The organism is Bradyrhizobium murdochi (assembly GCF_000472965.1).
Taxonomy (GTDB): domain Bacteria; phylum Pseudomonadota; class Alphaproteobacteria; order Rhizobiales; family Xanthobacteraceae; genus Bradyrhizobium; species Bradyrhizobium murdochi.
This window is the reverse complement of the sequence record NZ_AXAU01000041.1, coordinates 1-26,794: the sequence shown is the minus strand read 5'-3', so window position 1 is coordinate 26,794 and position 26,794 is coordinate 1. Positions and strand designations below refer to the sequence as shown.

21 protein-coding genes and 1 tRNA gene are annotated in these 26,794 nt (G+C 59.8%); 17 read left to right on the top strand and 5 right to left on the bottom strand.

Annotation, left to right across the window (positions count from 1 at the left end; genetic code table 11):
- A partial coding sequence (locus YUO_RS0136225; protein WP_028351528.1) for a DUF4372 domain-containing protein occupies positions 1–199 on the bottom strand: 199 nt, incomplete at its 3' end.
- A 156-nt stretch (positions 200–355) separates the two neighbouring features.
- Complete coding sequence (locus YUO_RS0136220; RefSeq protein ID WP_028351527.1) at positions 356–781, bottom strand: nuclear transport factor 2 family protein; 426 nt, start codon at positions 779–781, stop codon at positions 356–358.
- Between the two features lie 133 nt (positions 782–914).
- On the opposite strand from YUO_RS0136220, the gene YUO_RS0136215 reads away from it, so the two are divergent.
- Positions 915–1,487, top strand: a complete 573-nt coding sequence (locus YUO_RS0136215; RefSeq protein WP_028351526.1) for a bifunctional transcriptional activator/DNA repair enzyme AdaA — start codon at positions 915–917, stop codon at positions 1,485–1,487.
- 45 nt (positions 1,488–1,532) lie between these two features.
- Here the strand turns inward: YUO_RS0136215 and YUO_RS0136210 are convergent, their stop codons facing one another.
- Positions 1,533–3,047 (bottom strand): CYTH and CHAD domain-containing protein, encoded by a 1,515-nt coding sequence (locus YUO_RS0136210; RefSeq protein WP_028351525.1) that lies wholly within the window; start codon positions 3,045–3,047, stop codon positions 1,533–1,535.
- 451 nt (positions 3,048–3,498) lie between these two features.
- Between YUO_RS0136210 and YUO_RS0136205 the strand changes: the two genes are divergently transcribed.
- The 9 genes from YUO_RS0136205 to YUO_RS0136165 all read left to right on the top strand — a co-directional run bounded on the left by YUO_RS0136205 (position 3,499) and on the right by YUO_RS0136165 (position 12,171).
- A complete protein-coding gene (locus tag YUO_RS0136205) occupies positions 3,499–5,061 on the top strand; it encodes a 2-isopropylmalate synthase (RefSeq protein WP_028351524.1) in 1,563 nt (520 codons plus the stop codon).
- Positions 5,062–5,413: 352 nt separating this feature from the next.
- The gene (locus YUO_RS0136200; RefSeq protein WP_028351523.1) at positions 5,414–5,806 is read left to right on the top strand and encodes a thioredoxin family protein; all 393 of its coding nucleotides are present in this window, start codon (positions 5,414–5,416) and stop codon (positions 5,804–5,806) included.
- Positions 5,807–5,872: 66 nt separating this feature from the next.
- Positions 5,873–6,595 carry a cytochrome c biogenesis CcdA family protein gene (locus YUO_RS0136195; protein ID WP_028351522.1) on the top strand — a complete coding sequence of 241 codons (723 nt, stop codon included), beginning with the start codon at positions 5,873–5,875 and terminating at the stop codon, positions 6,593–6,595.
- Between the two features lie 73 nt (positions 6,596–6,668).
- Positions 6,669–7,130, top strand: coding sequence for a DUF302 domain-containing protein (locus YUO_RS43080; RefSeq protein WP_051379843.1), 462 nt, complete (start codon positions 6,669–6,671; stop codon positions 7,128–7,130).
- 1,069 nt (positions 7,131–8,199) lie between these two features.
- On the top strand, positions 8,200–9,201 hold the full coding sequence (locus YUO_RS0136185) for a TRAP transporter substrate-binding protein (RefSeq protein WP_028351521.1): 1,002 nt from the start codon (positions 8,200–8,202) through the stop codon (positions 9,199–9,201).
- 120 nt (positions 9,202–9,321) lie between these two features.
- Positions 9,322–9,897 (top strand): TRAP transporter small permease, encoded by a 576-nt coding sequence (locus tag YUO_RS0136180; RefSeq protein ID WP_028351520.1) that lies wholly within the window; start codon positions 9,322–9,324, stop codon positions 9,895–9,897.
- Positions 9,894–11,219: a TRAP transporter large permease gene (locus YUO_RS0136175; protein ID WP_028351519.1), complete on the top strand. Its 1,326-nt coding sequence runs from the start codon at positions 9,894–9,896 to the stop codon at positions 11,217–11,219. The genes YUO_RS0136180 and YUO_RS0136175 overlap by 4 nt, the downstream gene beginning before the upstream one ends.
- A 130-nt stretch (positions 11,220–11,349) precedes the next feature.
- Positions 11,350–11,916: a Spy/CpxP family protein refolding chaperone gene (locus YUO_RS0136170; RefSeq protein ID WP_051379844.1), complete on the top strand. Its 567-nt coding sequence runs from the start codon at positions 11,350–11,352 to the stop codon at positions 11,914–11,916.
- A 179-nt stretch (positions 11,917–12,095) separates the two neighbouring features.
- Positions 12,096–12,171, top strand: a tRNA-Lys gene (locus tag YUO_RS0136165).
- Positions 12,172–12,885: 714 nt separating this feature from the next.
- Here the strand turns inward: YUO_RS0136165 and YUO_RS0136160 are convergent.
- Positions 12,886–14,196, bottom strand: a complete 1,311-nt coding sequence (locus YUO_RS0136160; protein ID WP_028351517.1) for a DUF2130 domain-containing protein — start codon at positions 14,194–14,196, stop codon at positions 12,886–12,888.
- 460 nt (positions 14,197–14,656) lie between these two features.
- Here YUO_RS0136160 and YUO_RS0136155 point away from each other — a divergent pair, with 460 nt between their 5' ends.
- The 6 genes from YUO_RS0136155 (at position 14,657) to YUO_RS0136130 (ending at position 21,486) form a co-directional block, all read left to right on the top strand.
- Complete coding sequence (locus YUO_RS0136155) at positions 14,657–15,880, top strand: SIR2 family NAD-dependent protein deacylase (protein WP_028351516.1); 1,224 nt, start codon at positions 14,657–14,659, stop codon at positions 15,878–15,880.
- 242 nt (positions 15,881–16,122) lie between these two features.
- A complete protein-coding gene (locus YUO_RS43075; RefSeq protein WP_156908924.1) occupies positions 16,123–17,673 on the top strand; it encodes an ATP-binding protein in 1,551 nt (516 codons plus the stop codon).
- Between the two features lie 2 nt (positions 17,674–17,675).
- Complete coding sequence (locus YUO_RS0136145) at positions 17,676–17,885, top strand: KTSC domain-containing protein (protein WP_028351515.1); 210 nt, start codon at positions 17,676–17,678, stop codon at positions 17,883–17,885.
- A gap of 430 nt (positions 17,886–18,315) precedes the next feature.
- Positions 18,316–19,338 (top strand): catalase, encoded by a 1,023-nt coding sequence (locus YUO_RS0136140; protein WP_028351514.1) that lies wholly within the window; start codon positions 18,316–18,318, stop codon positions 19,336–19,338.
- 4 nt (positions 19,339–19,342) lie between these two features.
- A complete protein-coding gene (locus YUO_RS0136135) occupies positions 19,343–20,068 on the top strand; it encodes a hypothetical protein (RefSeq protein WP_028351513.1) in 726 nt (241 codons plus the stop codon).
- A gap of 5 nt (positions 20,069–20,073) precedes the next feature.
- Positions 20,074–21,486, top strand: a complete 1,413-nt coding sequence (locus YUO_RS0136130; protein WP_028351512.1) for a Dyp-type peroxidase — start codon at positions 20,074–20,076, stop codon at positions 21,484–21,486.
- 49 nt (positions 21,487–21,535) lie between these two features.
- Here the strand turns inward: YUO_RS0136130 and YUO_RS0136125 are convergent, their stop codons facing one another.
- Entirely contained in the window at positions 21,536–25,084 is a 3,549-nt protein-coding gene (locus tag YUO_RS0136125) for an AAA family ATPase (RefSeq protein ID WP_235782948.1), read from the bottom strand.
- A 204-nt stretch (positions 25,085–25,288) separates the two neighbouring features.
- Between YUO_RS0136125 and YUO_RS0136120 the strand changes: the two genes are divergently transcribed.
- Positions 25,289–26,353: an IS110 family RNA-guided transposase gene (locus YUO_RS0136120; RefSeq protein ID WP_028347586.1), complete on the top strand. Its 1,065-nt coding sequence runs from the start codon at positions 25,289–25,291 to the stop codon at positions 26,351–26,353.
- Positions 26,354–26,794: the final 441 nt, after the last annotated feature.

The window sequence follows — 26,794 nt, the reverse complement described above, 5'->3', positions numbered from 1 at the left end:
GATTGGCATTGAAGCCCGCCACCACCCCGCGCAGACTGTCGTTCCTGCTCAGCTGCGCGTAGATCAGCGCCACCAGATGATCCCAGCTCTTGAATGACTTGTCGTAGGCATCCCCGCCCAGACGATCCACAACTGTCTGAAACTGCCGCCGATTGATCGGTTCAAGGAGCCTTCCAAAAATGCTATCGCGAAATCGCATGCTCGGCCTTCTGTGTCTCGACAACCAGAAAAGGCCGATTTGCCTCGGTCTCGCCGAGCATGCACCGCGACATAGTGAATCATTCCCCGGACAGCCCTGCGCAAGGGGGGAGGGAACCCTGCCGCTGGTGCGTCCTTCACAGAGCGGGCCGCCACGTCACTCCGCCGCTTCCGCGAAAATCATTCGCCAGCCTTTTCGCGTGTCCATGTACTCGCGAACCTGCTTGATGCGACCGCCTGCGACGACAAAGACGAAGCAATAATCGACGTCATACGGGCGTCCTTCGGGAAGTGTCGCGCGCATCCGCTCTTCAATGATCACCGTGTCGCCGTCGACATGGACAGCGCGGAACGAGATGTCGATTGCGGAGAACAGGCGGTGCATCTCGGAGGCGATGAAGCGTGCGATCTGGTCGGGGCCGATCATGTGATCGGTATGCGCAAGCGCCACCGCCGTCGCATTGCCGCGAGGGGCGATCCATTCGGCGTCCGCCGTGAAGAGCGATGCGATCAGGCCGGCGTCACGCGTCGAGAATGTCTTCCAGGCGTTGAGGACGACGTCCTTGGCTGTCGGATTATCCATGTGGTTGCCTTTGGTGGAGAGTGAAATTCGATCGTCGTCGATCTAAGGCACTCCAGCCGTTGCCGCTGGCCGGAATCGGACCTCATCATCCGCGCCCACTTTCATCGGCCGCGCGATACGCTAGAATTCGGGCATGCTGAGCTTTGGGGTCTGCAACGCCGCGCGGCTGCGGCGCGACGCGCGCTACGACGGCCGCTTCTTCACGGCGGTGCGGACCACGCGGATCTATTGCCGTCCGGTCTGCCCGGTGAAGCATCCTTTGACGCGCAATGTCAGCTATTACCCGACGGCTGCGGCGGCCGAGGCGGCAGGATACCGGCCGTGCCTGCGCTGCCGCCCCGAGACCGCACCGTTCTGCCCGGCCTGGAACGGCACGCGCTCCACGGTGGCGCGTGCGCTGAAACTGATCGATGGCGGCGCGCTGGAGCGCGGATCGGTCGCCGCGTTGGCGGAGAAGCTTGGCATCACCTCGCGCCATCTCGCCCGCCTGTTCGAACGCCATGTCGGGGCGAGCCCGCAGCAGGTCGCGAATACCCGCCGCATCCAGTGCGCCAAGCGGCTGCTCGATACCACCGACGACACGATGACCGAGATCGCCTTCCGTGCGGGCTTCGGCAGCGTCCGCCGCTTCAACGCCGCGTTCTCCGAGCTCTACGGCCGCTCACCGTCGAGCTTGCGCGCCACAGTGCGCAGGCAGCGAGATTGACGAGCGATCGCGAGCGGGGCAGCCCGAATACGTGCGGCGACAGCATCAGCCAGGTCCCGAAAGATGGCGAAGTGCACGCAGCTCCTTTGCGGCCGCTTTCATGAGCGGCTTTGCCTGCTCTTCCTCGCGGCCGACGATAATGCCAGAAACATAGGCGCGGGCGCGCCGGTCTTGCGATGGCGCTTTGAGCGCGGCTTCTGCGGCCATCTTTCGGTCCGCAATGAAGTCGTTGAGCGAGCCCAGAGCATCCTGAATCTTCTTCGTGTGTTTCGATAGACGCGCGAGCACCTTTCGCTCGCGTTTGCTGCGGAAAAGGCTTTCGAAGAACTCGGCCGCATATCTCAGCTTCTTCATCCTGATCCGGAATTTGTGCCGCTCGGGTGCTGTCATCTTCTGCAATTTTCCTGCGTCCTTGTGTGCCCTTCTCAGCCGCCGATTCACAAGCTCTGCGGCGAACTCGCCAAGGTCGCTGTTTGCGGCGTCCGTCTGGCCGTGCTGCGCCTCGATCCACTCGAGCACATCGACGAGCAGCGCGCGGCATCGCGGCGAATCGACGGCCCTTCTGGCCTGCGCGAGCGCCTCAGCGCGTTTCTCGGCAAAGTGCTTCGCGATGGCTTTGCCGCCCCGTTGCGGCGTGATTTCGCGGGCGACTGGACCAATCTTCTCCTCCAGGAAGACATCGAGTTCGCGCGCGCGAGCAAGTTCGTTTGTCAGCCACCTGAGCTCTGTCTTGATCTCCTCGGTTTTCGTCTGCGGCAATGCGTTCGAAAACAGCGAGATGGCCGCACGCAAGCGGCGCAAGCCCACGCGCATCTGATGCACGCCTTCCGGATCAAGCTTGCGAACGGCGTCGACATTTCCGGAAAAATGGCGAAGCGCGGAGCGGGCGATGACCTTAAAGCCCTCGATGACGGTCATTCGCTTCCCAAGTTCGATTGGCTCGGCAAAAACAGCTTGAGCGCGCTTGCCGTCGACGAGATCGTAGCCCTCGTCAGCCTTCGCCCTCAAACAAAGCTCAGCCGCAAGCTTTCGCTCCAGCGCCTTCGCGACGCGAAACAGATCGCTTGGTGGACCGCTTTTCAGTTCAAGTTCAACCTCCTCGATGCGGCTTGTATGGCCGGCCGCGACAAGCCTGCCGTGATCGATGGCAAGTTCCAGTTCGCTCCGTTTGGTGCGGACCGGCATGGTGATGCGATGCACCGCGGTCTCGAAGATCGGCTTCAACTTGCGGCGCAGCTTCTTCGAGGCAAACCGCTGAAGCGGCGTGCCGTTCGCCTCGGCGAGATCGGGGGTACGGCCTGCTATTTCGGTTTCCCACTCGCCACGGCCGAATTGCGCGCCGGACGTCTGCTTGATTGTTTGTATGTGCTTGCCGTCCGCCTGCCTGACCCGGAGCAGAAGTCCGCGCCGCTTCAGCTTGTGGTTCCGCGTGTCGAAATAGGTCGACAGCAGATCGTTCTCCGAGCCCTTGCCGATTTTGCAGCCGGGCACCGTCAATCTGGGATTGGATCCGAGATTGCGCTTAGGCATACGGAACTTGATTTCGGTCTCAACGCCCATCGGCTGATCACGCTGAGCTATGGGCTGGTAACGCCGGAACGGTGTTTTCTGCTCCCGGGCTGTTCTGTCGACTTTCCTCGGCCGTTAGGTCACCCTTTCTGACCCTCTTTTGGCATTGCGGCGGGCGGCAATTCTCGTCTAAAACAGGCTCGGAACGCTGTCCCGGCAACGAACCGTCAATGGTTTTGGCCGAGACTTGAGCGTCCTTAAGGGTCTGGCAATGCTGATTCGCAGCGAAAGGTACGGAGTTCGGGGTGGAGCGGCCAAGGCTGCCCCTGCGATTCCGGCTGCGTCCGCGCCCACCCTGCTTCTTGGCGGGCTTCTGCTTCTTATCGGCCCCTGAGGGCCGTCTGGGCGTTTGCGCCTGGGCACTCAGGGGTTTTGAGCGAGATCACCAGACCCTTCAGCGTCCATGAGAGATGGCGCTACGACCCCAAAAGGAATTCAGTATATGACATCAGCGAATAAGTCCGAGAAGGACCGCGTCGTTATTTTCGACACCACCTTGCGCGATGGCGAGCAATGCCCGGGCGCGACCATGACGTTCGAGGAAAAGCTCGAGGTCGCCGAAATGCTCGACGACATGGGTGTCGATGTCATCGAGGCGGGTTTCCCGATCACGTCGGAAGGCGATTTTCAGGCGGTCAGCGAGATTGCCCGCCGCTCCAAGAACGCCGTGATCGCCGGCCTGTCGCGCGCGCATCCCAAGGACATCGACCGCTGCGCCGAAGCGGTGAAGTTCGCAAAGCGCGGCCGCGTCCACACCGTGATCGCGACCTCGCCGCTGCATATGCGTGTCAAGCTGAACATGACACCGGAGCAGGTGATCGAAACCTCGATCGCCAATGTCACCCGCGCCCGCAACCATATCGACGACGTCGAATGGTCGGCCGAGGACGGCACCCGCAGCGAGATGGATTTCCTCTGCCGCATCGTGGAGGCCGTCATCAAGGCCGGCGCAACCACGGTGAACATTCCCGATACCGTCGGTTACACCGTGCCGGAGGAATACACCCACTTCATGAAGACGCTGATCGAGCGGGTGCCGAACTCCGACAAGGCGATCTTTTCCGTCCACTGCCATAACGACCTCGGCATGGCCGTGGCGAATTCGCTGGCCGGCATCGCCGGCGGCGCGCGCCAGGTCGAATGCACCGTCAACGGCATCGGCGAAAGGGCGGGCAACGCTGCGCTCGAAGAGATCGTGATGGCGATCAACGTGCGCAACGACAAGTTTCCGTGGTGGAACAAGATCGACACCACGCAGTTGACGCGCGCCTCGAAGCTGGTATCGGCGGCGACCTCGTTCCCGGTGCAGTACAACAAGGCAATCGTCGGCCGTAACGCGTTCGCGCACGAAAGCGGCATCCACCAGGACGGCGTGCTGAAGGACGCTTCCACCTACGAGATCATGCGGCCCGAGATGGTCGGCCTGAAGCAGTCGTCGCTGGTGCTGGGCAAGCATTCGGGGCGTCATGCGTTCATCCACAAGCTGGAAGAAATGGGCTACAAGCTCGGCCCGAACCAGCTCGAAGATGCCTTTGCGCGGATGAAGGCGCTGGCCGACCGCAAGAAGGACATCTACGACGAGGACATCGAGGCGCTGGTCGACGAGGAAATGGCGGCCTCGCACGATCGCATCAAGCTCACCTCGCTGACGGTAATCGCCGGAACCCATGGCCCGCAGCGCGCCACCATGAAGCTCGACGTCGAAGGCCAGATCAGGATCGAGGAAGCCGAAGGCAACGGCCCGGTCGATGCCGTCTTCAATTGCATCAAGCGGCTGGTGCCGCACGAAGCGAAACTGGAGCTGTACCAGGTTCACGCCGTGACCGAAGGCACTGACGCGCAGGCCGAAGTCACGGTGCGTCTCTCCCATGAGGGGCGCTCAATGAGCGCCCGTGCAGCGGATCCGGATACGCTGGTCGCCTCGGCAAAGGCCTATCTCGGCGCGCTCAACAAGATCGTCATGAAGCGCCAGCGCGACATGCCGGCAGCGGCCGTGGCAGGCTGAGGCCACGCGGGGTCGTAGGGTGGGCAAAGGCGCGATAGCGCCGTGCCCACCATCTATCATCGAGCGCGCTTCTTGATGGTGGGCACGCTTTCGCTTTGCCCACCCTACGAAACTTCCAGCAACCGCGGCTCGTTTGGCTGCTTCACCGTCGCTGACCTGCGAGGCGCATAAGCGCCGACCATTGCCCGCGGGAACCCTGTCCGGTGACCCGACGCAGGCGCGCTAACCTTTGCCGCGGCTGCCTGGAACCTCTCAGTCTTGAGCCCTGCGAAATATATCCCGTTGCTGGTGCGGGCGCGTAACATTGGCGGCCTCCGAAACGTAGTTCATCCAGATCAACGAGGAGAATACCATGCTGACCCGCCGATTCATGCTCGGAGCCGTGCTCGCTGCCGGAACGCTCGCCGCTTCGCCGGCTTTCGCGGAGGGCGCGCATGCGTTCGATGCCAAGGCGTTCGCCGCGGCCCAGAAAGCCGGCAAGCCAATTCTGATTGCGGTTCATGCGCCGTGGTGCCCGACTTGCAAAGCGCAGGCGCCGATCCTGAGCGATCTAAGGGCTGATCCAAAGTTCAAGGAACTCGTCTATTTCGTCATCGATTTCGATAGCCAGAAGGACCTGCTCAAACGGTTCGGCGTCCGTGCGCAATCGACGCTGATTGCCTTCAAGGGCGACAAGGAGGCGGCCCGCTCGGTCGGCGATACCAAGCGGGATTCGATCTTCGCCATGGTCGGAAAAGCCGTCTGATTTCGTCGTCAAGCGTGCCGGCAAAGGTGACTTGGAGAAGGGTGACCTGGAGATGGGGAAGCGGCGATGACGATCGGCAGTGCGATTTTGGCGTTTCTCGCAGGAATCGTTTCGATCCTTTCACCTTGCGTGCTCCCGATCCTTCCAATCGTGCTGGCTACCGCGGCATCGAGCCATCGTCAGGGACCTTTGGCGCTTGCTGCCGGGTTGTGCCTCTCGTTTGCCGGCATCGGATTATTTCTGGCGACGGCCGGTCACTCGATCGGATTGGATGCCGACCGGCTGCGCTACGTCGCGGCGACGCTGATCATGGTTGTCGGCATCGTGCTCGTCGCTCCGCGGCTACAGGCGCAGATCGCGGTTGCAGCGGGCCCGATCGGAAATTGGGCCGACAGCAGGCTGGCAACGAGCCGCGCAAGCGGTGTTGCCGGACAGTTTTGGATCGGGGTCCTGCTGGGCGCCGTATGGAGCCCTTGCGTAGGGCCGACGCTTGGAGCAGCGTCGTTGCTGGCCGCCCAGGGCAAGGATCTTGGTCAGGTGGCACTGACAATGCTCGCGTTCGGTATCGGCGCGGCACTGCCTTTGTTGGCGCTGGGATGGCTTTCCCGGGAAACGATGGCGCGCTGGCGCGGCCGATTGCTGGCCGCGGGTAGCGGAATGAAATCCGCGCTCGGTCTTTTGCTGCTCGTCGCAGGCATGCTCGTCATCTCGGGAGCGGACAAGGCGCTCGAAGCATTCCTGGTCGATGTTTCGCCGGAATGGCTGACTAATTTGATCACGCGGTTCTAGACCTGTCGGCGAGCTGCATACAAAGGGTGGTGCCGGTTACTGAAAATTGGAAACCCCAGTTAGGAGAAGTCCGATGAGACTCATTGTCGCTTTCTTGACACTCCTGTTTGTAACACCCGCTTTCGCGGATGACGGTATCATTACGAAGTCGAGCAACTATTCGGTGAAGGATACGATTTCGCGGTTTGAGGCGGCCGTCAAATCAAGGGAGGGCGCCGGTTTCATTGTGTTCACCGAAATCGACCACGCCGCTGCGGGGAAGAAGTTCGGCATCGATATGCGCCCGCGCACGGTGCTCATCTTCGGCAATCCGAAACTCGGCACGCCGGTAATGGCGAAGACGCCAAAGCTCGCGATCGACAATCCTCCGAAGGCGCTTGTTTGGGAGGATGACCAGGGCAAGGTATGGCTGTCTTATAATTCAGCCGACTATCTGTACAAGACAATCTATCCGCGGCATGGACTGGAGACCCCGCCCAACTACGCGGCGTTTGCGAAGGTCTTGAACGACATCACGGACGAGGCGACGAAATAGCAGGCTCCTGCGATCTGCAGAACGCTTTGCGTCCTACGTAAGCGGTGTCAAGTGCACGTCTGCGACCAATCAGCACGACGAGGCAAATCACTTCTGATTTTCAGAAATCGTGTCAAGCCTGGGAATCAAAAATATTCCGCTTCACGCGAGAGGCAAATCAGTCGCATATTCCGCCCGTCTCACCCATTGAGGGGCGCTCGCGATCGTCACGAACGTGCGGTGAGATGCGATGGACGCGGAAGGCGCGCTAGACGTACGCGCCGGAGGCGTACGGCGAAGTCGTGTGGTCCTGATGTCGCGGTGCTGGCATTAAGTCCTCAAGAAGCGAAGCTTCTCGGGGGCGACGGTGGCAAAAGAGCCGTTCTCCGGGAAGAGCACGAAGTAAGCCGTAAAGCCATTGCGCAGGGAAGGCCGGGATGCTCCCGCTGTACCTGTATGCTCGTGTGCGCTTTTGCTTTGCGCAATTGCACACGAGACCGCGGGTGCAGCAAGCACCCGGTCTTCCCTGCGCCCTCTGAATGAGGGCGGGAAGTTCTAAGAGCAAAACTCGCGCAGATAGTGCGGCGAGATCGCGAAGTCATACTCAGTTGTCATCGTCCGCGAAGGCGGACGATCCAGTATTCCAGAGGCGCCAATAATTGAACCGAGAAGCCGCGGCGTACTGGATCCCCGCCTTCGCGGGGACGACAGTCTGCGTAGGATGGGTCGAGCGAAGCGAAACCCATCATCACGCGCACCGGCATTGATGGGTATCGCGGAGCCTGTCATCGGGCGCGCATTCGCGCGACCCGTTGGCTCCACCATCCTACAAACTCTACAAACTGCTCCAGGCCAAGCCTTTCGTTCGGAGGAAACCAGACATAGCGAAGGTTTATTGGACGACGCCTGCTCAGGTTCGGCACGATCTCTAACCGCGGGTGCTGGTCGACTTTCGCAGTGCAGCAAAGGATGCCGGTGGGCCCCTGCTAACGGGCAATGGCAATTCGGCAGGCTTGTCTGTATTGATGCAACTGGCATGCAAGCTGCGGAACGTCTCATTCGCGTTCTGCAAAAAAGTCTGGGAGGATACATGCGCAAACTGATTTTGGCTGCGGCATCGATCGCGGCATTGACTCTGGTCGGACCGGCCGCGGCGCAGTCGCCGATCGTGATCAAATTCAGCCACGTGGTGGCGACCAACACGCCGAAGGGGCTGGCGGCGGAGAAATTCAAGGAACTGGCCGAGAAATACACCAACGGCAAGGTCAAGGTCGAAGTCTATCCGAACTCGCAGCTCTACAAGGACAAGGAAGAGCTGGAGGCGCTGCAGCTCGGCGCGGTGCAGATGCTGGCGCCCTCGAACGCCAAATTCGGCCCTATCGGGGTCAAGGAATTCGAGGTGTTCGATCTTCCCTACATCCTTCCCGACCTAGCCACGGTGCGCAAGGTCACCGACGGGCCGCTGGGTACCAGGCTACTCAAGCTGCTCGAGCCGAAGGGCATGACCGGTCTCGCCTACTGGGATAACGGCTTCAAGCAGATGAGCGCCAACAAGAAGCTCATTTCGCCGGCCGACTATCGCGGCCTGAAATTCCGCATCCAGTCCTCGAAGGTCCTGGAAGCCCAGTTCCGTGGCCTCGGCGTGGTGCCGCAGGTGATGGCGTTCTCGGAAGTCTATCAGGCGCTGCAGACGGGCGTCGTCGACGGGCAGGAGAACACCTGGTCGAACATCTATACCCAGAAGATGCACGAGGTGCAGAAGTACATCACCAACACCAATCACGGCTATATCGGCTACATCGTGGTCGTGAACAAGAAGTTCTGGGATGGCCTGCCGGCTGACGTCCGTGCCCAGTGCGAGAAGGCGATGAAGGAAGCCACCGCCTACGGCAACGGCCAGTCGCAGAAGGAAAACGACGACGCGCTCGCCGAGATCGTCAAGACCGGCAAGAGCGAGATCATCAAGCTGACGCCGGAACAGGACTCGGCCATGCGTAAGGCGATGGAGTCAGTCTACAAAGACGTCGCCGGTCGTGTCGGCCAGGGGCTGATCGACGAGTTCATGAAGGAGGCCAAGGGCGCAACCAACTGAGACGACGTTGTCGGGCTTCCGTGCGAAGGCATGGAAGCCCTTGTATGTTGGGGGCTCGGCACACACGGCCGCGAAGGAAGGTGAGGCGTCGTAAAAGCCTGACCTGAAGGGGGGACATTGATACTGCTTCGCATCCTCGACCGGCTTGAGGAGGTATTGATCGCGACGCTGATGGCGCTCGCGACCTTGATCATCTTCCTCGCCGTCTGCCACCGCTATCTGCTCGGCGTTCCCTTCCTGTTTCCGATCCTGTTCCCGATCAACCTGTCCTGGGCGCAGGAACTATGCATCTACATGTTCGTGTGGGTCGCCAAGTTCGGCGCCGCCTATGGCGTCCGCACCGGCATCCATGTCGGCGTCGACGTCGTGGTCAACCAGATCAAATCGCCCTGGAAGAACGCGATCGTGCTGTTCGGACTGCTTTGCGGGGCCTTCTTCACCGCCGTCATCGGCACCATGGGCGCGCATTTCGTCTACGGGCTCTACTACACCGACCAGGTGTCGCCCGACCTCGAGATCCCGAGCTGGTTCGTCTATCTCTGCATTCCGCTCGGCTCCTACCTGATGTGCTTCCGCTTCCTGCAGGTCGCGTATCGCTACTTCTTCACGGGCGAACTTCCGCACCATGACCACGCCCATGTCGAGGGCGTCGACGTCGATGCGCCCGGTGCCGGCGCCGCGGAGGTGACGCGATGACCTCCTTCATCATCTTCGGACTGCTGATCCTGCTGATGCTGACCGGCATGCCGATCTCGATCGCGCTCGGTCTCACGGTGCTCACGTTCATTTATACGATGACGAACGTGCCGACCGAGTCGGTGGCGCTAAAACTGTTCACCGGCATCGACAATTTCGAGATCATGGCGATCCCGTTCTTCATTCTCGCCGGCAACTTCCTGACCCATGGCGGCGTCGCAAGACGCATGATCAATTTCGCGACGACCATGGTCGGGCACTGGTATGGCGGCCTCGGGCTCGCCGGCGTGATGGCTTGCGCGCTGTTCGCCGCGGTGTCCGGCTCGTCGCCCGCGACTGTGATCGCGATCGGCGCGATCATGTTGCCGGCGATGGTGAAGCAGGGATTCCCCAAGCGCTTCGGTGCTGGCGTTATCACCACCTCCGGCGCGCTCGGAATCCTGATCCCGCCCTCGATCGTGATGGTGATCTATTGCGTGGCGACCGGCGGCAGCATCGCGCTCGATCCCGCCGGCCAGCGGGTATCGTCGGCATCCGTGGGCCAGATGTTCATGGCCGGCGTCGTCCCCGGCGCGATGCTGGCGATGCTGCTTGGGTTGACCACCTTCTACCGCGCCTGGAGGAACGATTATCCGCGGCTGCAGCGCGCAAGCTGGGGCGAACGCTTTGCGGCGTTCCGCAAATGCATGTGGGGATTGCTGCTGATCGTGATCGTGCTAGGCGGCATCTACGCCGGCATTTTCACGCCGACGGAGGCGGCGGCGATCAGCGCGGTCTATGCCTTCGTGATTGCGGTGTTCGTTTATCGCGACATGTCGCTCAAGGACGTGCCGAAGGTGCTGCTCGGCTCGGCCAATATGAGCGCGATGATCCTCTACATCATCACCAATGCGGTGCTGTTCTCGTTCCTGATGGCGAATGAAAACATTCCGCAGCACATCGCAAACTGGATCACCTCGGTCGGCGTCAACTGGATTATCTTCCTGTTGATCGTCAACGTGCTGCTGCTGCTCGCCGGCAACTTCATGGAGCCGTCGTCGATCGTGCTGATTATGGCGCCGATCCTGTTTCCGGTGGCGGTCAAGCTCGGTATCCATCCGGTGCATTTGGGCATCCTGATGGTCGTCAATATGGAGGTGGGCATGTGCCATCCGCCGGTCGGGCTCAACCTCTACGTCGCCTCCGGCATCGCCAAGATGGGCATCACCGAACTGACGATCGCGGTGTGGCCGTGGCTTTTGACCATGCTGATCTTCCTCGGCGTCGTCACTTACGTGCCGGAGCTCTCGTTGTGGCTGCCGCGTGCGTTGGGGATGCTCTAGCAATATCGCATTGCGGTGGGATCAAACGGGTCACATTACATCTTGGTAAGGGAAGCCTCCCTTGCCAATCCTTAAGTTGAACGCCGACTGACGCAGGATCATCTTCATGCAACCTTTCAAGGAGGTTCGCATGAGGAAATTCACCATCGCTGCCGTCGCGGTTCTTGCCATCGCCAGCTCGACCGCCGTCTATGCCCAACACCGCCATTGGGGCTACGGCCATATGCGGATGAGCCCGGAGGATCGGGCGGCGTATGCCGATGCGCGGATCGCGGCCGTTCATGCCGGTCTCAAATTGACGGCCGACCAGGAAAAGCTGTGGCCGCCAGTCGAGGCCGCGGTCCGGGAGCTCGCCAAGCTCAGGATCGATCGCGCCAATGCGCGGATGCGGGACGATTCCAGCCAGCAGGGGCCGGACGATCCGGTGACGCGGCTGCGCGAGCGCGCCGAGACCATGTCGGCAACGGCTACCGCGATGAAGAAGATCGCGGACGCGGCCGACCCGCTCTACAAGACGCTGGATGACAGCCAGAAACGCCGGCTTGCCGTCCTGACCCGTATGGACCGGGGCAGGGAAGGCTGGCGGCACCGCGAGCACTGGCGCATGGACCGCGACTTCGATCGCCATCGCGACTATGACCGGAACAGGTATGACCGGGACGGCGGCCCGGACCGGGGCGGCCCCGAACGGCTCTGAGGCGCTCCTGATCGGTGTCCGATCAAAACACGAGCGGAAGCCGCTGAAATCCAGCGGCTTTTCGCCGTTCCGGCTCTCAGCCAAAGCCCCGGGAAAACTCCGTCCAGCTTGCTGGACATCCCGGGATCGCTTTGCTAAACGACGCCCTCTCGCGAGGGCTTGCCGGACTTAAAACATCCGGGCGCATAGCTCAGTTGGTAGAGCAGCTGACTCTTAATCAGCGGGTCCCAGGTTCGAGCCCTGGTGCGCCCACCAAGCTTCTCAGAGACTTAGCGAAAGAAACCGTTTGAGACGGCCGAACTAAAACGGTTTTTCAAACGGTGTTTTTCCGATGCCGGCGGACATCTAATCCCGACAATGTGATCGGCAGGGCTGGGCGACAATGCGGCTCGACGAGCGCCTCCTTGTTTGTTTGGGACGGCCATTGAGACACCACGCGCCGAACGACACGTACCGCCAGTTCGAATCCCTCTCCCTCCGCCACCCGGCGAAGGCGAGCCGTACTTCCAGGTGCAAATGAGCGCCAAAATCCGGCTGTTCTCGAACATTTTTCACGCCGGAGAATCCTGCCGCGCGCCCAAGTAGGCCCTTTAGGGCGCTGGAGAACGGATTTTTCTCCGGAACCTTCGTACCGCGCCGAAGGGTACGAAACGGGATTTCTCGGGAAATCCAACTCTTGAAGGTGCGGTCAGTTTGAATCCTTCACCCTCAACCGATAACCGCCGCCCCAGCCTCCCAACTATATCCCTGCGGGACGCGAGAAGAACGAGCTGGATATCCTGGCGGTTCGAGCTTGATCTCGTCTCGGACTGCAAGTTTCGCGGAACTCGCGAGGCAAATCGTCAGAACTCTCCCGCCTCGTCCGTGGATACTTCGCTGTTGCGGAGATTGGTTCGATATCGGCGCTGCATGTTGGTTTGCTAGGCCCGACCATTGTCGCCATGGTGTGTCCAATCGAGCATTCCACTGTCACGAGGCTTTCCGCTCAAGGTCAGCCGAGTTCTCAATCAACGGCATATCAAGGCTGGGAATCTCGGGCATAGCCTTGCCCGCAATCGCCTGCAGGTCGCCGACCATGCCAACGGTGGACTCGATGACGGTCACAATCTGTGTTTCACGTTTTGCCCATTGACGACCCATGAACTTGCGTTCCTTGTCGAGATCATCGCGCATATCGTTGAACTTCTCGATCACGGCCTCTACCCGCTGGCGAAATTTCATTCCCGTCAAATAGTGGTAGACCTGCTCCATCTTGGTCTGTTGCCCCTGCCGGACCAGACGTGCGTTATTGACTTCAATTAGCGTCTGTCTAAGCGCGATGGCGACCGGTATCGCGTAGTGAGGATGTGCGACCCAGACACCTTCGAGGAGGTCGAAATGCTGGACGTGCTTGGGTAGAGCTTGCGAGATGATTAGGGCAACGTCAGCACCGCAACGTCGCTGGTCGTCTCGGAGCTTGGCGAGCCAAGTATCGCTCCAAGCCTTTGTCCGCTTCGACTCCCAAAGAATAATGCCGGCCGACTGGCCGATCGAGCCATTGACTTGCTGGACGACATCGGCACCCAACTCACCCTTGCCGACCGGTTCGATAACATCCGAGGGAAAACGTCCGCGAAGTAGCTCCTCTAACTCAAGTTCAAGAACTTCTCCCTGGGATTGCTGCGATCCTTGTTCTGCTTTGCGCTTCAGTTCCTCAATCGTTCGGGCCATGGACTCTATGGTTTGATCCTTTTCCGAGACGCGCAGCCGGGCCGCGTCATCGGCATCCTGTCGAGCCTTAGCACGAACGTTATCAATCGATGCTTGAACCCGCTTTTCGATCGTGAGGTCTAGCTCGCGTTTCTCCTCGTCAAGAGCCCGTTGCCTGCGCATCATGTCGGCTTGAACTTGCTGGGCTTCTGCTAGCTTGGCGTTATTCGCTTCCAGTACCCTGCGAAGCTCAGCTGCTTCGGCTGCCCTTGCCTCCAACTCGGCTGCAGCCGCCTCCTTGGCCTTCCTAGCCTCAATCGTCGTAAGTTGAACGCGCTCAGCCGCCAATCGCTGCTGAACTTGTTCCTCGATCTGCGTACGCGCTGCGGCTAACTCTTGATGCTCTCGCCTCAATGCATCGAGCTTGCGCGCAACCTCGGCGTCTTTCTGCGCTATTTGCTCCTGAAAACGACGTCGAGACTCATCGAGCAACGGGGCCGCAAGAGACTCGGTCAGCTTGATTTCGTAGTTGCAGTTTGGGCAATGCAGGGTTGGCTCACGCCTGCCCGCGTCTATGACCTTCGTGTTCATAATTTCCCTCTGCCGCGCTTTACGGTGCATCCTGAACAGGACTAAGCTCAGTTCAGTTGGTTCACCACACTGGCGATAGCGGGCGATCGCGCTTTCCACACTTCGATGTACCGAATGTCGCGCCCTTTGCTCGCGGCGTTCTTCTTTTGTTCGGTGCACGTTAAGCGCATTGCTGGAGGTCGGTGGCGCTCACTCGCTAGGCTTCCAAACCCGCCTCGATTGCCTATTTCGTCAAATCTTCAGACTGAGGCGTGCGGGCGTGCGCTGCTTGAAAATTCCAAAGTCTAATCAGCCATGCTCAGTTTGTACGTCGTCTCAGCGTGTGCGCGATTTCCCGGTAGACGGGGCATTTCCTAACAAGAATCGTGCGAGGTCGCGTCGAAATTGAGTGACACAACCGGAAACTGCGTATACGGCTGCTGGATTAAAACACTCGTATAAATTGTATGGGGAAGGGGCATTGAGCTTCAGCATTCACAACCCAGACCAATACATGGCCGCGTTGCGGACCATCATCGCTCAAGGAAGGAAACGGGTCGGCTTATTAGTGGGGGCGGGAGCCGGAGCGGGCACCGCTAAAGACGATGGCACCTATCCTCTCATCCCTGCCGTTGAAGGGCTCACGAAGCAGGTCCTTGATACGTTGGTGCCGAAATATGGCAGTCAGATTGCGTCACTAAAAGCTGAGTTGGACAAGCACGATATTGAAACGATTCTCTCGCGAATCCGCTCCCTTAGCAAAGTAATCGGAAAGTCAAAAATACATGGCCTCGACGGCGATGGCTTCAAAGTCTTCGGCGAGGACATCTGCGTTGAAATCGGGAAAATCGTGAATGTTCGGCTTCCTGCGAAAGGAAGCGCCTACAACGACCTAGTCAACTGGATTACCGGAATATCTCGAGACCATCCTGTCGAGATATTTACGACGAACTATGACCTTCTTTTTGAAGAAGCTTTTGAGGCTGCTCGTGCACCGTACTTCGACGGCTTCACTGGTGGGCGAGAACCATTTTTTGATCCTGTATCTGTTGCTGGAAATGACCTACCACCGCGCTGGACAAGGCTTTGGAAACTGCATGGTTCTCTCGGTTGGAAGGCGAGTGGCAAGGACGAAGTGATTCGAACCGGCAGCGACGCAGCGACGCATTTGGTCTTTCCAGAGCATCTGAAGTACGACCAGACCCAAAAGGCGCCGTATGCAGCGCTGTTCGACCGACTAAGGGCTTTCTTGGCGACACCGGATACCCTGCTTATTTCTATCGGGTTCTCCTACGCGGACGCGCATGTCTCGGCTCGTATAGATGAGGGTCTAGCTGCGAACCCATCAGCAAGTGTGTTCGCTTTTCAGTACAAATCCCTTGCCGATGAAATTGGCGCCTGTGACTTGGCGAGACGCCGTCCCAATCTAAGCGTCTATGCGCCCGACAAGGCGGTGGTAAATGGTATCGAGGGGCCTTGGCGGGTCTCGACTGAACTTCCCAGCAAAGACTGGGGACCGATCAGGGCAACCTATTGGTCAGTTCCGGCGTCAGGCGCGCCCGCACAGTTCACATTGGGGGCTATTGAGGCTTTCGGACGCTTCTTCGCGGCATCACGTTCAATGCAAGCCCTCACTCCCAGTCCCGCTGCAGCTACACCGGTCGGCGTGTCTGTTCCGGCCACGGCGACCGGGGCAACTATATGATTGCACCAACGCTACTTGGGCATGTTGGAGCCGTCTCAGGAGCGGCGATCAGCGTTCGTCAGTTTGAAGGCGTTGCATCGGGCATAGCCATAATCGGTGGGCGCAGTTATCGCGTTGGCCAAGTAGGTAGCTTCGTGCGGATACCGCAAGGCTACCATGATCTTTACGGGATTATAGCAGAGGTCGGCGCGACGGCGACACCGGAGGCCGCGGAGAACTTGAGCTCGCGGGGGGAACGTTGGATGACCGTCCAGCTCGTCGGAGAAATTGTCGAGACAGCTTTTGAACGCGGTATCAGCCAGTACCCGGCAATCAATGATGAGGTGCATCTGGTCACTGAGGACGATCTTGCGAAGATTTATGGTACGGGAGAAATGGGCCAAGTCGTCATCGGGCGGCTCGCCGGAGCAGAGAGCATCCCCGTTCGTATCGACCTAGATAAACTTGTGACCCGACATAGTGCCGTGCTTGGATCAACCGGCTCTGGAAAATCGACAACAATCGCGAGCCTGCTTCGTGCCATAGCTCATTCGCCTAGCGGCAAGAACGACTTTCCTAGCACGCGCATCCTACTCCTCGATATTCATGGCGAGTACGCGACCGCCCTGAAAAAGATCGCGCAGGTCTTTCGTGTCTCTCCGTCGGACGACGAGAGGCCGTTATTTATTCCCTACTGGGCCACGGACACGACGGAACTGCTCGCGTTTGTGCTAGGAAAACTTAGTGACCCTGCCTTCACCACAATTACAGACAAAATTCTTTCAAGGAAATTGCAACTGGCAAAGGGTGGGAAGTTTGACGGCATCGACATCAATTCGCTTACGTTCGACACCCCGCTTCCATTTAGTTTGAAGCAGCTTTGGTTTGATCTGATTGATCCAGAGATAAAGACCTGGAAGGAGAACACCCAAGTTAATTCGGCGATACAAAAGGTCGGTGACGCAGAGAAGCTGATCGCTCCGACTTATCCCTTGCCGGGTCAAGGAAGTACCCCGCCCTTTGCCAATAAAACAGGTGTGCTCTCAATCCGCCGGCAGCTCGACCAAATGAGGTCGCGATTGCTCGATCGCCAGTACGACTTCATGCTTCACCCCGGAGACTGGGAGCCAGGTCTTGGCGACGAGGCCAAGAAAGACTTGCCGGAGCTACTGGAAAGCTGGATCGGCGCGGAGAAGCCCGTCAGTATTCTTGACCTCTCGGGAATACCTAGCGGAGTCCTTCACCACCTCGTCGGTGGCATTCTCAATATCCTGTACGAAGCGTTATTTTGGGGGCGTGAAGTTTCTGAAGGCGGCCGTCAGCGGCCCTTACTCATAGTTATGGAGGAGGCGCACCGATATCTTGGCAAGGATGCTGACGGCCCTGCTAAAGCGATGGTTCAGCGCATCGTCAAGGAGGGACGTAAGTTCGGCGTTGGTGCCATGATTGTCAGTCAACGGCCGTCAGAGATTGACGACACCATTCTTTCGCAATGTGGGACCTTCATTGCCCTGCGGCTCTCCAACACAGGCGACCGCGGCAAAGTTCAATCTGCGCTGCCTGATAGCCTTAGCGGCCTTATGGATAGTCTGCCGGTTTTGAGAACTGGCGAGGCTATCATTGCTGGAGAGGCGGCGAAGCTACCAATTCGTTGCCGCGTGACGTTGCCGCCTGAAGATGCTCGCCCGAGCAGCGAGGACCCAAGGGTCACGCAGGCATGGACGAAGCCACGAGCAAAAGAAGATTACGTGAATCTCAGTGGCCCGTGGCGTGCGCAAAACCCGAAATGGAAGCACAGCAAAAAAGGAAATTAGAATTGGAACGGCAACCCGTAAATTCGTCCAACTTGGCTTCTGTCGGCTATGATGAAGATACTTCGACTCTGGAGGTTGAGTTCAAGGGCGGCGCTATCTATCGCTACTACAACGTCCCATTGTTTGAATACGAGCGGCTGATGGCAGCAGGCTCTCTTGGCATCTATTTCAATGCCAACATCAAGGACGGTTACCCTTACGAGCGTGCGTAACTGTCGAGGCCAGCCAGCTCCATAACATTCGAAGTGCGAACTTGGCCGTCGATCAGACGGCTGGTGGATCCTTATTGTCGTTAGAACCGGGATAGCCGAGGTGCCTGGGAGCCTGGCTTTGCGTTGGAGATCGGCTTTGATCTGATCAATATCTCCAGGAGACACCGTCGGCGTGGGGTCTCGGCGCCGATCGGCACGGCAAACCACTGACATCATTGATCTGAGCGGGGTCATTCCATCGGGCCGATCCACACCTTGCTATTCGGTTCGAATTGCGCGGCGCTTCATTTTGGCTAACTTTGTGAACGACATCACACATCCGACCCGGCGATCGAATGTAATTTAGGCAAATGGGCTGAATTCGATCGACAAGCACAAGAGGCGCCAACAGCACCCTGAGATTGCCGGTCCATCCATGATGGAGAGGGGCATGGTCGATGCATCGGTAGCACAGCGGCTCGTCGACGAGATGATTTTCAATCTGCCGAGGCATGACCCTAGGCAAAGGCCGGTTCACACGATCGGCGTAGGCGTGGACGCCTATTTCACGGCGTCGGATGTGGCGCACAAATATTGCATCGCGGAGCACTTCAGCGGACAGCGCATTTGCGCGAAGGTGAGATTCTCCAACGCGTCCGGGGGGCCGGAGCAGCATGATGGATGGTCCGATGTCCGGGGAATGGCGACACGCTTCCTCCTACCGAGCGGGGCGGCAACCGACCTGATCGCCACGACACTCCGCGAATTCTTCGCCCGCAATGTCGAGGACTTCTTGGAGTTCACCAAGCTCGACAAGCATGAATCATATCAAAGGGAATCCCCGTGGCGAAAGATTCTCGACATGCTGCAGCTCAAGGTTCCTCGTCGCGACCCGTATCCGGGAGAAAAAACGAACGCCAGTGCGGGAATATTGAGTTACGCCAATCGGCACCGGTTCGCCCAGCTGGGGGTGTTCGAGTTCAAGATGATCGGCGCCCCGGTGAGTTATGCCCGCGCGGCCTATCACGCCATCCACACCTTCATTGTGGAAGGTGAAGATGGAGTTCGCCGCCCCGTTCGTTTTTCCTGGCAACCGGCCGCAGGCGTCCGCAACACCAATTCCGATGCTCTGCCGGACGATAACTATCTGCGCCAGGAACTTGACGACCGGCTGCGGCGGTGGCCGGCCCGGTTCATGCTGATGATGACAATCGGCGAAGCGGGCGATGCGATCGATGATCCCACGCGGCCCTGGCCTGCCAGGCGAGTCCGGGTCGTCATGGGCACCCTTACGCTCACCAGTGTCCCCAAGGATCAGGCCGCCGCCGGCGAACACATCAGTTTCAATCCGTGGCGACTCGTGCCTGGTATCGAACCATCCGGGGATCCGATCCTCCATGCCCGTCGGGACGCCTACGAAGTCTCGCGTGAAATGCGCGGCGGCATTGCGTGCCCGTTCTTCAACCGGAGTTGAGCTGATGCCAAATGGCGGAGGTCGGTTCGATAGATTTGTAAACGAGCTGCACGATAAGCCCTGGTTCAAGTACTTGGGGGCATGGATATTGGTGCCCATTTGGGCATGGCTCACGCCGGTGAAGCGTCTGCCCGGCGGTCCTGGCCCATCCGCCCGGCCTGGCGATAATCTGCAGAGCATGATGAACCTGATCATGCCGTTGAAGAAGGAGAACAGGTCGCCGCTCGGCCGCGCGAAAGCAGCCCTGGCGATCGCGAAAAACAGGGACCAGATATTTGCCGGATTGGACAATGTCGGCACGGTGCACTTTGCACGATTCGTAATCGTCAACGACAATATTTGCATGTTCTCCGTCTATGACGGTGATTTCACCAACTACATTCGCGACTTTATCGTCACGATCGGCAGCGTGTTCAACGCCGTGGTCGAGCTCGTCGAAGGAGGAGATGCCGTGATCCCTTGCGAGAAGAATGTCGAGGCGTTCATCCAATGGATACACGAGCACGACCTGTACCAGGTGCCGGACACCGCCACCGATTTTCTGAGAGACCAGGAAGCCTTGAATGGAGACAGGGCCGTATCGCCCGTCAATGACGATCTGACCCTGCTTCCGCGCAAGCTCGTGCTGCAGCTTCGCGCCAATGCGAACGTATCGCTGGGCAGCGGCTACCGTGCCTATCCCGGATTTTCGGTGGCTCAGGTCCGCAAACAACTCGGATTAGGCTGGTGAGTGCCATGTTCAAGCTCGCTGATCTGCAGGGCAACATCCTGCGCGGCTACACCAACAAGCCGCACGTGCGCTACCTCATCCTGGAAGTCGTCGAACGCAGCGCAGCCCGGCGCTGGCTCGCCGACTCCGTATCGGGCCGCAACGGTGTCCCGCAGATCACGAGCGGGGACTGGGGGGAAAAGAAGCCGGATACCTGTTTCAACATTGGCCTGACCTATGAGGGATTGTGCGCCCTCGGCACGCCCAGCGCTTCGCTTAAAATGTTCCCGAACGAATTCATCGAGGGCATGACCGCCCGCGCCGTGAAGCTCGGGGACGTCGGGCGGAGCGCGCCGGAAAACTGGCCAGCTCCGTTCAACGAGCCCAAGCGAATCCATCTCATCGCGACCATCTACGCCGAGAACGTCGATCAGCTGAACGAAGTCCAGAAACGCGCGCTCCCTGACGAAAAGGCCTTCAAACTGCTCGGCACACGCGAGGGGTATAATTTCCCAGGCGACTTTGTTCACTTCGGGTATCGTGACAACATTACGCAGCCGAGGTTCGAGGAGGTTCCCGATTCGCAGCGCCATCCCGACCGACAACCCAAGGCGCCGCTCGGCACCGTGTTGCTGGGACATCCGACCAATCTGGAGGGCTTGACGTGGCGGGTTCCTCAACCCGCAGAGTTGGGACACAACGGCACCTTCAACGCCTTTCGTGTGCTGAAGCAGGACGTGGCAGGCTTCGAGAAATATCTAGATCGGGCCGCGTCCGATCTGCTCAAGGACTCGCGAGCCGACGAGTTGCTGCCGCCCGGTGACGAAGAGAAAATCGGCAAAGGCCCTTCACGTCACGCGGCCCTGCGCGAGATCGTCGCCGCCAACCTGTGCGGCCGGTGGCGCGATGGCACGCCGCTGGCACTGTCTGCCGATGCACCTGACCCCAACGCGGATCTCACGGACTTTGACTACGTTGGCGTTGGCGATGCCCGCTGTCCCCATGGAGCCCATATCCGCCGGTGCAACCCGCGAGGCGGGCAGATCGTGCAACGGATAGCGAACAACAGCCGGCGCCTTGTTCGCCGCGGCGTGCCCTATGGGCCACCCTATACCTATGATCCGGCGAAGCCTCGTGATCAGGACGAGCCGGAACGGGGCCTGCTCGGCAACTTCATAGGGGCGAGCCTCGGCGCCCAGTTCGAGGCCATGTCCTACGATTGGCTGAATCTTGGCCTGCAGGATCCGCGCACCACCGGCTCCAACGATCCGATCTCAGGCGCCAACGATCCCGGCACGAGCTGGTTCGACTTGCCGCTCAAATCCGGCGGCACGATCCGGTTGCGGGGATTGCCGGAGTTTGTCTCGACGCGGGGCGGCGCCTATACGTTCCTGCCGAGCCTCAAGGCGATCGACTATTTGGGATCGCAGATGATGTGAGTCGACCAAACAGGCCAAGGGTCGTTCGGCGGCCCTTGCAAGGCGTGATTCACTGGTTCAACACTTTCACCAGGTCATCAGCCTCGCGCAGATCGCGGGAAGTTTCCGCGGACGCAAATTTCGCCCGGGTCGATATCAGCAGGTCTCGTGCTTCGGCGCGTCCGGATGCGCTCTCTCCGGCGCTGACCAAGCGCGCGATGCTGATCGCCGTGCGCAATTCCCAACCGACCGCCCCGAGCTTCCTGGCAGAGGCAAGCGAGCGTTTGAACAAGCGCATGGCAGCCCGGTCGTCTCGCGATGGTTCGCGACACAGCAGCGAGCCGTGAATCCGATAAATCTCGGGAGCAGCCCAGCGCTCGCCGGTTTGCTTCACCAGGGACTCAGCCGAAGCAGCGAAGCTTCGAGCCCTTTCTATCTCGCCAATTCGTCCGAATTCTGTAGCGAGCAGAATTCGATAGAGCGGCATCTGAATGCACCGATTCTCGGCGGGTAGTTTGCCGAGGAGGCCGCACAGTTGATCGAGCACCTCCGGCGCAGGGCCTCGTGCCGCCAACGCAGCGGTCGCCCACAATGGGCCGATAACCCGGTACATCGGATAGCCATACTCATCAGCGACCTTCAGACCGCGCTTTACGCTGGCAAGGTTAGCCGCAAGATCGCCCTCATACCAGTGATCGGAGACGCCAAGAATGGAGGCAAAAGCCAGCATGAACGGATGCCCGATCTCGTTCGCGAGCTGCCGCGCCGTCATGCAGCACTCTCTGGCCCGGCCTGGCCGGCCCAACAACCATTCGATGTGTCCGGAATAGACGAGCGATACGATCAATGGATCATGCTGATAAATCTGGACCAGCTTGCCGTGCTCACGCGGATTATAGCGAGCGCTGACCAGAGCCGCGAGCTCACTCGCCTGCTCCAAACGACCGAGAAAGAAGTTGGCGATTACGGCAGCGGTGTGGGCCATGAGGGCAGCCTCGTCGTCGCGCCACTCTTCTGCCCGCCGCACGAAATCCTGCGTATGCTTGAGGCCCGTGGTGAGCTCGCAGTTGACCAGTTTGGCTATGGTGCTTCCCCACAGGACCGTCGCCTTCTCGCGAATGGTGCCATGGCTCGCGCAAAGCTTGAGTGCACGGCTGTAGGGGCCATAGACGTTCGGATCAGACCACCCAGCGTTGGCAGTGTATGCCATCGCCAAATTGGATTGCAGTGCGATTTCAGCCTCGAAGCGCCGTGGTGACGCCGGCATCTTGGGTATCAGCGAGAGGCCTTCGCGAAGATGAGCCACGGCCTCCTTGGTGGCAGATCTGCGGAGCGCGGATTTGCCCGCCTGAAGCCAAGCCTCGATCGCTTCCGGAATGTTGCCTGCGCGTGCATAATGATAGCCTAACACCGCCGGCTGGCTGCTTTCTCCAATGGCGGCTTCCTGGAGCAGCCACGATGCGACGCGCGCATGGAGCTCGCGCCTTTCCTCGTTGAGCAACGAGGAGTAGGCGACTTCCTGTATCATCGCGTGCTTGAACGTGAAGACCGTGCCTTGAGACTCCTCGCTACAATACACAATCCCGGCTCTCTCGAGCGCCCGCAACGAATCTTTCAGCGTTTGGCCCTTACCTGGAAGCACGCTGAAAATGCCTTCATAGTTGAAGCGCCTTCCAAAAACAGAGGCGATCTGGGCGACGCGCTTGGCAGGACCGAGACGATCAAGGCGCTCCATCAGTGAATCGTGAATACTTGCCGGCACCAGAGGCGGCAACTTCCCGCTCGGCACAGGACTCTCTGCGGCCAGCGGGACCGCACCGGAATCGACGACTGCCCGCGTAAACTCCTCGACAAAGAGCGGCACGCCGTCGGTTCTTTCCACGATCTGGCTGGTAATCCGGCGCGGTACCAAATCGCTGCCCGCGACGGCTGCGACCATCTGCTCGCATTCATGCACTGCCAGCTTTTGCAGAGTAATCTGTCGAATGGCCGGGCTCGACAACCAGTCGGCCCTGTAATCATCGCGATGCGTGATCAGGACCATAATCCGCTCGCCAGGACAGTGAGCGATCACGCGCACCAGCAGTTCGATAGTGGTCGGGTCCATCCACTGGACGTCCTCGACGATTCCGAGGATCGGCTGCTTGCGCGAGGCGGCGAGAAGAACATCGATGAACACCTGAAAGGCACGCTCGCGCTCCGAGGGAGATCCGAGATCCGCGGGTTCGTATCCCGAGCATGCGGGTATCGACAGCACCGCTCCGTAGTAACGAAGCGCCTGCTCGACATCGGTGACGGCTCTTGCCAAAAGCGAACGCAATTTTGCCAATGCGAGTTCCGCGTCGTCGGTCTCCTGGATGCCGGTCGCGCGCGTGAGCCGCTCGATTTCCGGGGCAAGCGGCGTGTTGACGTGGAATGGCGAGCATTGCAGTGACAAGACATCACGCGGAGACGCATCAAGGGAGCTGCGGAACTGGCGGATCAAACGTGACTTACCAATGCCGGGTTCACCGGAGATGACGCCGACCTGCCCCGAGCCCGCTACGGTCTGCTGCCACATCTCGGCAAGCAATGCGCTTTCGCTGGTTCGGTTGATCATCGAAGCAAGAGGCGCCCTCCGCGCCCTGTCGAACCTGCTTTCGCTGGACGCAAGCGCCTCTGCACGCCAGGCTTCGACCGACTCCTCGACGCCCTTGAGCGATCGCCGGCCAAGCGGCGCATAGCTGAACGTTCCGCGGGTCAGCTCGTGAGTGCTGGAGCCGACCACGACACCGTTCTCACTGGCGAGTCCTTGCAGGCGGGCAGCGACATGTGCCGAGCTGCCGAACACTTCCCGTCGATCGGGGGGCTCGCCGGGCACGCTGCCGACGACGACCACCCCAGTGTTAACCCCGATGCGCACGCCCAGGCGAACGAAGCTACCGTCCGACAGCACAAACTTGTGTTCCTTGATCGCCGTGGCAATCGCCAGAGAGGCGCGGACCGCGCGTTCAGGATCATTTTCATGGGCTTGCGGGACGCCAAAAAATGCGAGCAACCCGTCACCAATCATTCTGGCGATATGACCGCCGTAGTGGCGAATCTGCTCGTCGCAGATATCGCGGTAAGTTCTGATAACCGCGAAGAACTCCTCGGGATCGATCCGCTCACTCAGGGGTGTCGAGCCGACGATGTCGATAAATGCCACAGTGAGCTGCCGGCGTTCGGCATGCGGAGCATCATTCTCGACATTCGGCGGCGCTTGCGTCTGCTGAAGTCCGCGATCGGGCTTCGGCTGGCTGCTCATGACCCCACCATGTTCAGTTTCCGCCGTACCTGCCGCGAGGCAAGATAGAACGCAAGGCGCATCCGGTTGACGCTGCCAAGCGGCCTGTGGCTCGGGCAGGCAGTTCCAAGGATTGAACACCATGTGCTCGCAGTCGTACAGTCTGATTTTGCGCCAGAAAACTCGCTTTGGAATGGCAATGCTTCCCAGCCACACTATTCTCTCTTGAGGACGGGGCCACCACCGCGAAGTTTTCTCGACGTCATCCGACGTGGCGGCGTGCCGTACCCGTATGGAGAAATCGAACACGACGTCATCGCCGCCTTGATGCGTACGCGGGTCCAGATCCCTCACGAGCGCTTCCTGGAGAAAGCTTTTCGATGGGGCCAAAACGCAAACGCCCAACATCTGGTGTCCTCATTTTGACCACCGGGAGGAGCGACCAAATAGCGCACGACCTTGTGCTCGCCGACCTTCTGCTAATGGGATGGTCCGGCCGTGCTCCGGCCCTGCCAGCACGAGAAGCTGGCAAGGGGCGCTCAAGACAAGGAGCACGCCATGTCTCAGAAACTCAACGCGACGATCGCCGTGATCGGCATCGATATCGGCAAAAACTCGTTCCACATCGTGGGTCATGATCACCGCGGTGCCATCGTGCTGCGGCAGAAGTGGTCACGCGGCCAGGTGGAAACGCGGCTCGCCAACCTGCCGGCGTGCTTGATCGGTATGGAGGCCTGCGTCGGCGCGCATCATCTCAGTCGCAAACTCCAAATGCTTGGCCACGATGCCCGCCTGATGCCGGCGAAATACGTGCGCCCGTATTCGAAGGGACAGAAGAATGACTTCCGGGATGCGGAAGCCATCGCCGAGGCTGTCCAACGCCCGACCATGAAGTTCGTCGCGACCAAGACCGCCGATCAGCTCGACCTTCAGGCGCTGCACCGCGTCCGCGATCGATTGGTCGGTCAGCGTACCGGCGTCATCAATCAGATCCGTGCGTTCCTGCTGGAGCGGGGTATCGCCGTGCGGCAAGGCCTGCATTCGCTGCGGTCCGAGTTGCCGGGTATCCTGGCAACACGCACCGATGTGCTCTTGTCTCGCATGTTGCGCATCATCGAGGATCTGGCGGGAGACTGGTGCCGACTGGATGCGCGTATCGAGGGGCTATCTAGCGAAATCGAAACGCTGGCCCGTCAAGATGAGGCCTGCGAGCCACTGATGACGGTGCCCGGCATTGGCCCGCTTATCTCGAGCGCAATGGTGGCCGCGATCGGCACTGGAGACGTGTTCTCGAAAGGCCGCGACTTCGGCGTCTGGCTTGGACTGGTGCCGAAGCAGATATCGACCGGCGATCGCACGATCCTCGGCAAGATATCAAGGCGCGGCAATCGCTACCTGCGCGCGCTGTTCGTGCAAGCCGCGTGGGTTGTGTTGGTCAAGGTCAAGTGTTGGGAGCGCTATGGCCTCAAATCTTGGATCGAAGCCGCCAAGAAACGATTGCACCACAACGTGCTGGCGATTGCGCTCGCCAACAAGCTCGCCCGGATCGCGTGGGCGGTTCTCAACAAGGGACGCGCCTTCGAATGCGTCAAGACGGAGGAGACGGCGTCCCGACCTGCCTGATCCTCGCGCCGTGCTCGGGGCCGTCAAGGCGCGGCCTGGCAGCGCCAGCGCAAGACGCCAGGACAGCACGACGGCCGGCCTTGACAGCCCTTGCGCGTGGCGCGTCTGCGCGCGCAGGCCGGGACGAAGGAACGACCGCCAGGCACGAACAAAGGAACAGCGCGAAGTGAGGAGCTATCGATGAGGTAACCAACATCCCTTACCCGCCGAGGTCTGCGAGAGGATGAGACGACGATGGAGGATCGGTCTTCCCGGCGCATGCGAACACTGGTGACCCAAATGGCCCGGTCGAGGCCTGTCCGCTAATCAGCTCGCATGCGCGCTGATATCCATGATGGCCCGGAGCACCACACGCTCCAAGCAGAGGCCGGATACATTGATGCAAGACCGCATCTGCCAGGTTGACGAAACCTCTTGCAACGCGCGGCCGGACCATACATT

What these genes read in the sequence shown, in the direction of transcription:
- YUO_RS0136220 (WP_028351527.1), bottom strand. Translation starts at nt 781, where the DNA reads ATGGATAATCCGACAGCCAAGGACGTCGTCCTCAACGCCTGGAAGACA.
- YUO_RS0136215 (WP_028351526.1), top strand. Translation starts at nt 915, where the DNA reads ATGCTGAGCTTTGGGGTCTGCAACGCCGCGCGGCTGCGGCGCGACGCG.
- YUO_RS0136210 (WP_028351525.1), bottom strand. Translation starts at nt 3,047, where the DNA reads ATGGGCGTTGAGACCGAAATCAAGTTCCGTATGCCTAAGCGCAATCTC.
- YUO_RS0136205 (WP_028351524.1), top strand. Translation starts at nt 3,499, where the DNA reads ATGACATCAGCGAATAAGTCCGAGAAGGACCGCGTCGTTATTTTCGAC.
- YUO_RS0136200 (WP_028351523.1), top strand. Translation starts at nt 5,414, where the DNA reads ATGCTGACCCGCCGATTCATGCTCGGAGCCGTGCTCGCTGCCGGAACG.
- YUO_RS0136195 (WP_028351522.1), top strand. Translation starts at nt 5,873, where the DNA reads ATGACGATCGGCAGTGCGATTTTGGCGTTTCTCGCAGGAATCGTTTCG.
- YUO_RS43080 (WP_051379843.1), top strand. Translation starts at nt 6,669, where the DNA reads ATGAGACTCATTGTCGCTTTCTTGACACTCCTGTTTGTAACACCCGCT.
- YUO_RS0136185 (WP_028351521.1), top strand. Translation starts at nt 8,200, where the DNA reads ATGCGCAAACTGATTTTGGCTGCGGCATCGATCGCGGCATTGACTCTG.
- YUO_RS0136175 (WP_028351519.1), top strand. Translation starts at nt 9,894, where the DNA reads ATGACCTCCTTCATCATCTTCGGACTGCTGATCCTGCTGATGCTGACC.
- YUO_RS0136170 (WP_051379844.1), top strand. Translation starts at nt 11,350, where the DNA reads ATGAGGAAATTCACCATCGCTGCCGTCGCGGTTCTTGCCATCGCCAGC.
- YUO_RS0136160 (WP_028351517.1), bottom strand. Translation starts at nt 14,196, where the DNA reads ATGAACACGAAGGTCATAGACGCGGGCAGGCGTGAGCCAACCCTGCAT.
- YUO_RS43075 (WP_156908924.1), top strand. Translation starts at nt 16,123, where the DNA reads ATGACCGTCCAGCTCGTCGGAGAAATTGTCGAGACAGCTTTTGAACGC.
- YUO_RS0136140 (WP_028351514.1), top strand. Translation starts at nt 18,316, where the DNA reads ATGGTCGATGCATCGGTAGCACAGCGGCTCGTCGACGAGATGATTTTC.
- YUO_RS0136135 (WP_028351513.1), top strand. Translation starts at nt 19,343, where the DNA reads ATGCCAAATGGCGGAGGTCGGTTCGATAGATTTGTAAACGAGCTGCAC.
- YUO_RS0136130 (WP_028351512.1), top strand. Translation starts at nt 20,074, where the DNA reads ATGTTCAAGCTCGCTGATCTGCAGGGCAACATCCTGCGCGGCTACACC.
- YUO_RS0136120 (WP_028347586.1), top strand. Translation starts at nt 25,289, where the DNA reads ATGTCTCAGAAACTCAACGCGACGATCGCCGTGATCGGCATCGATATC.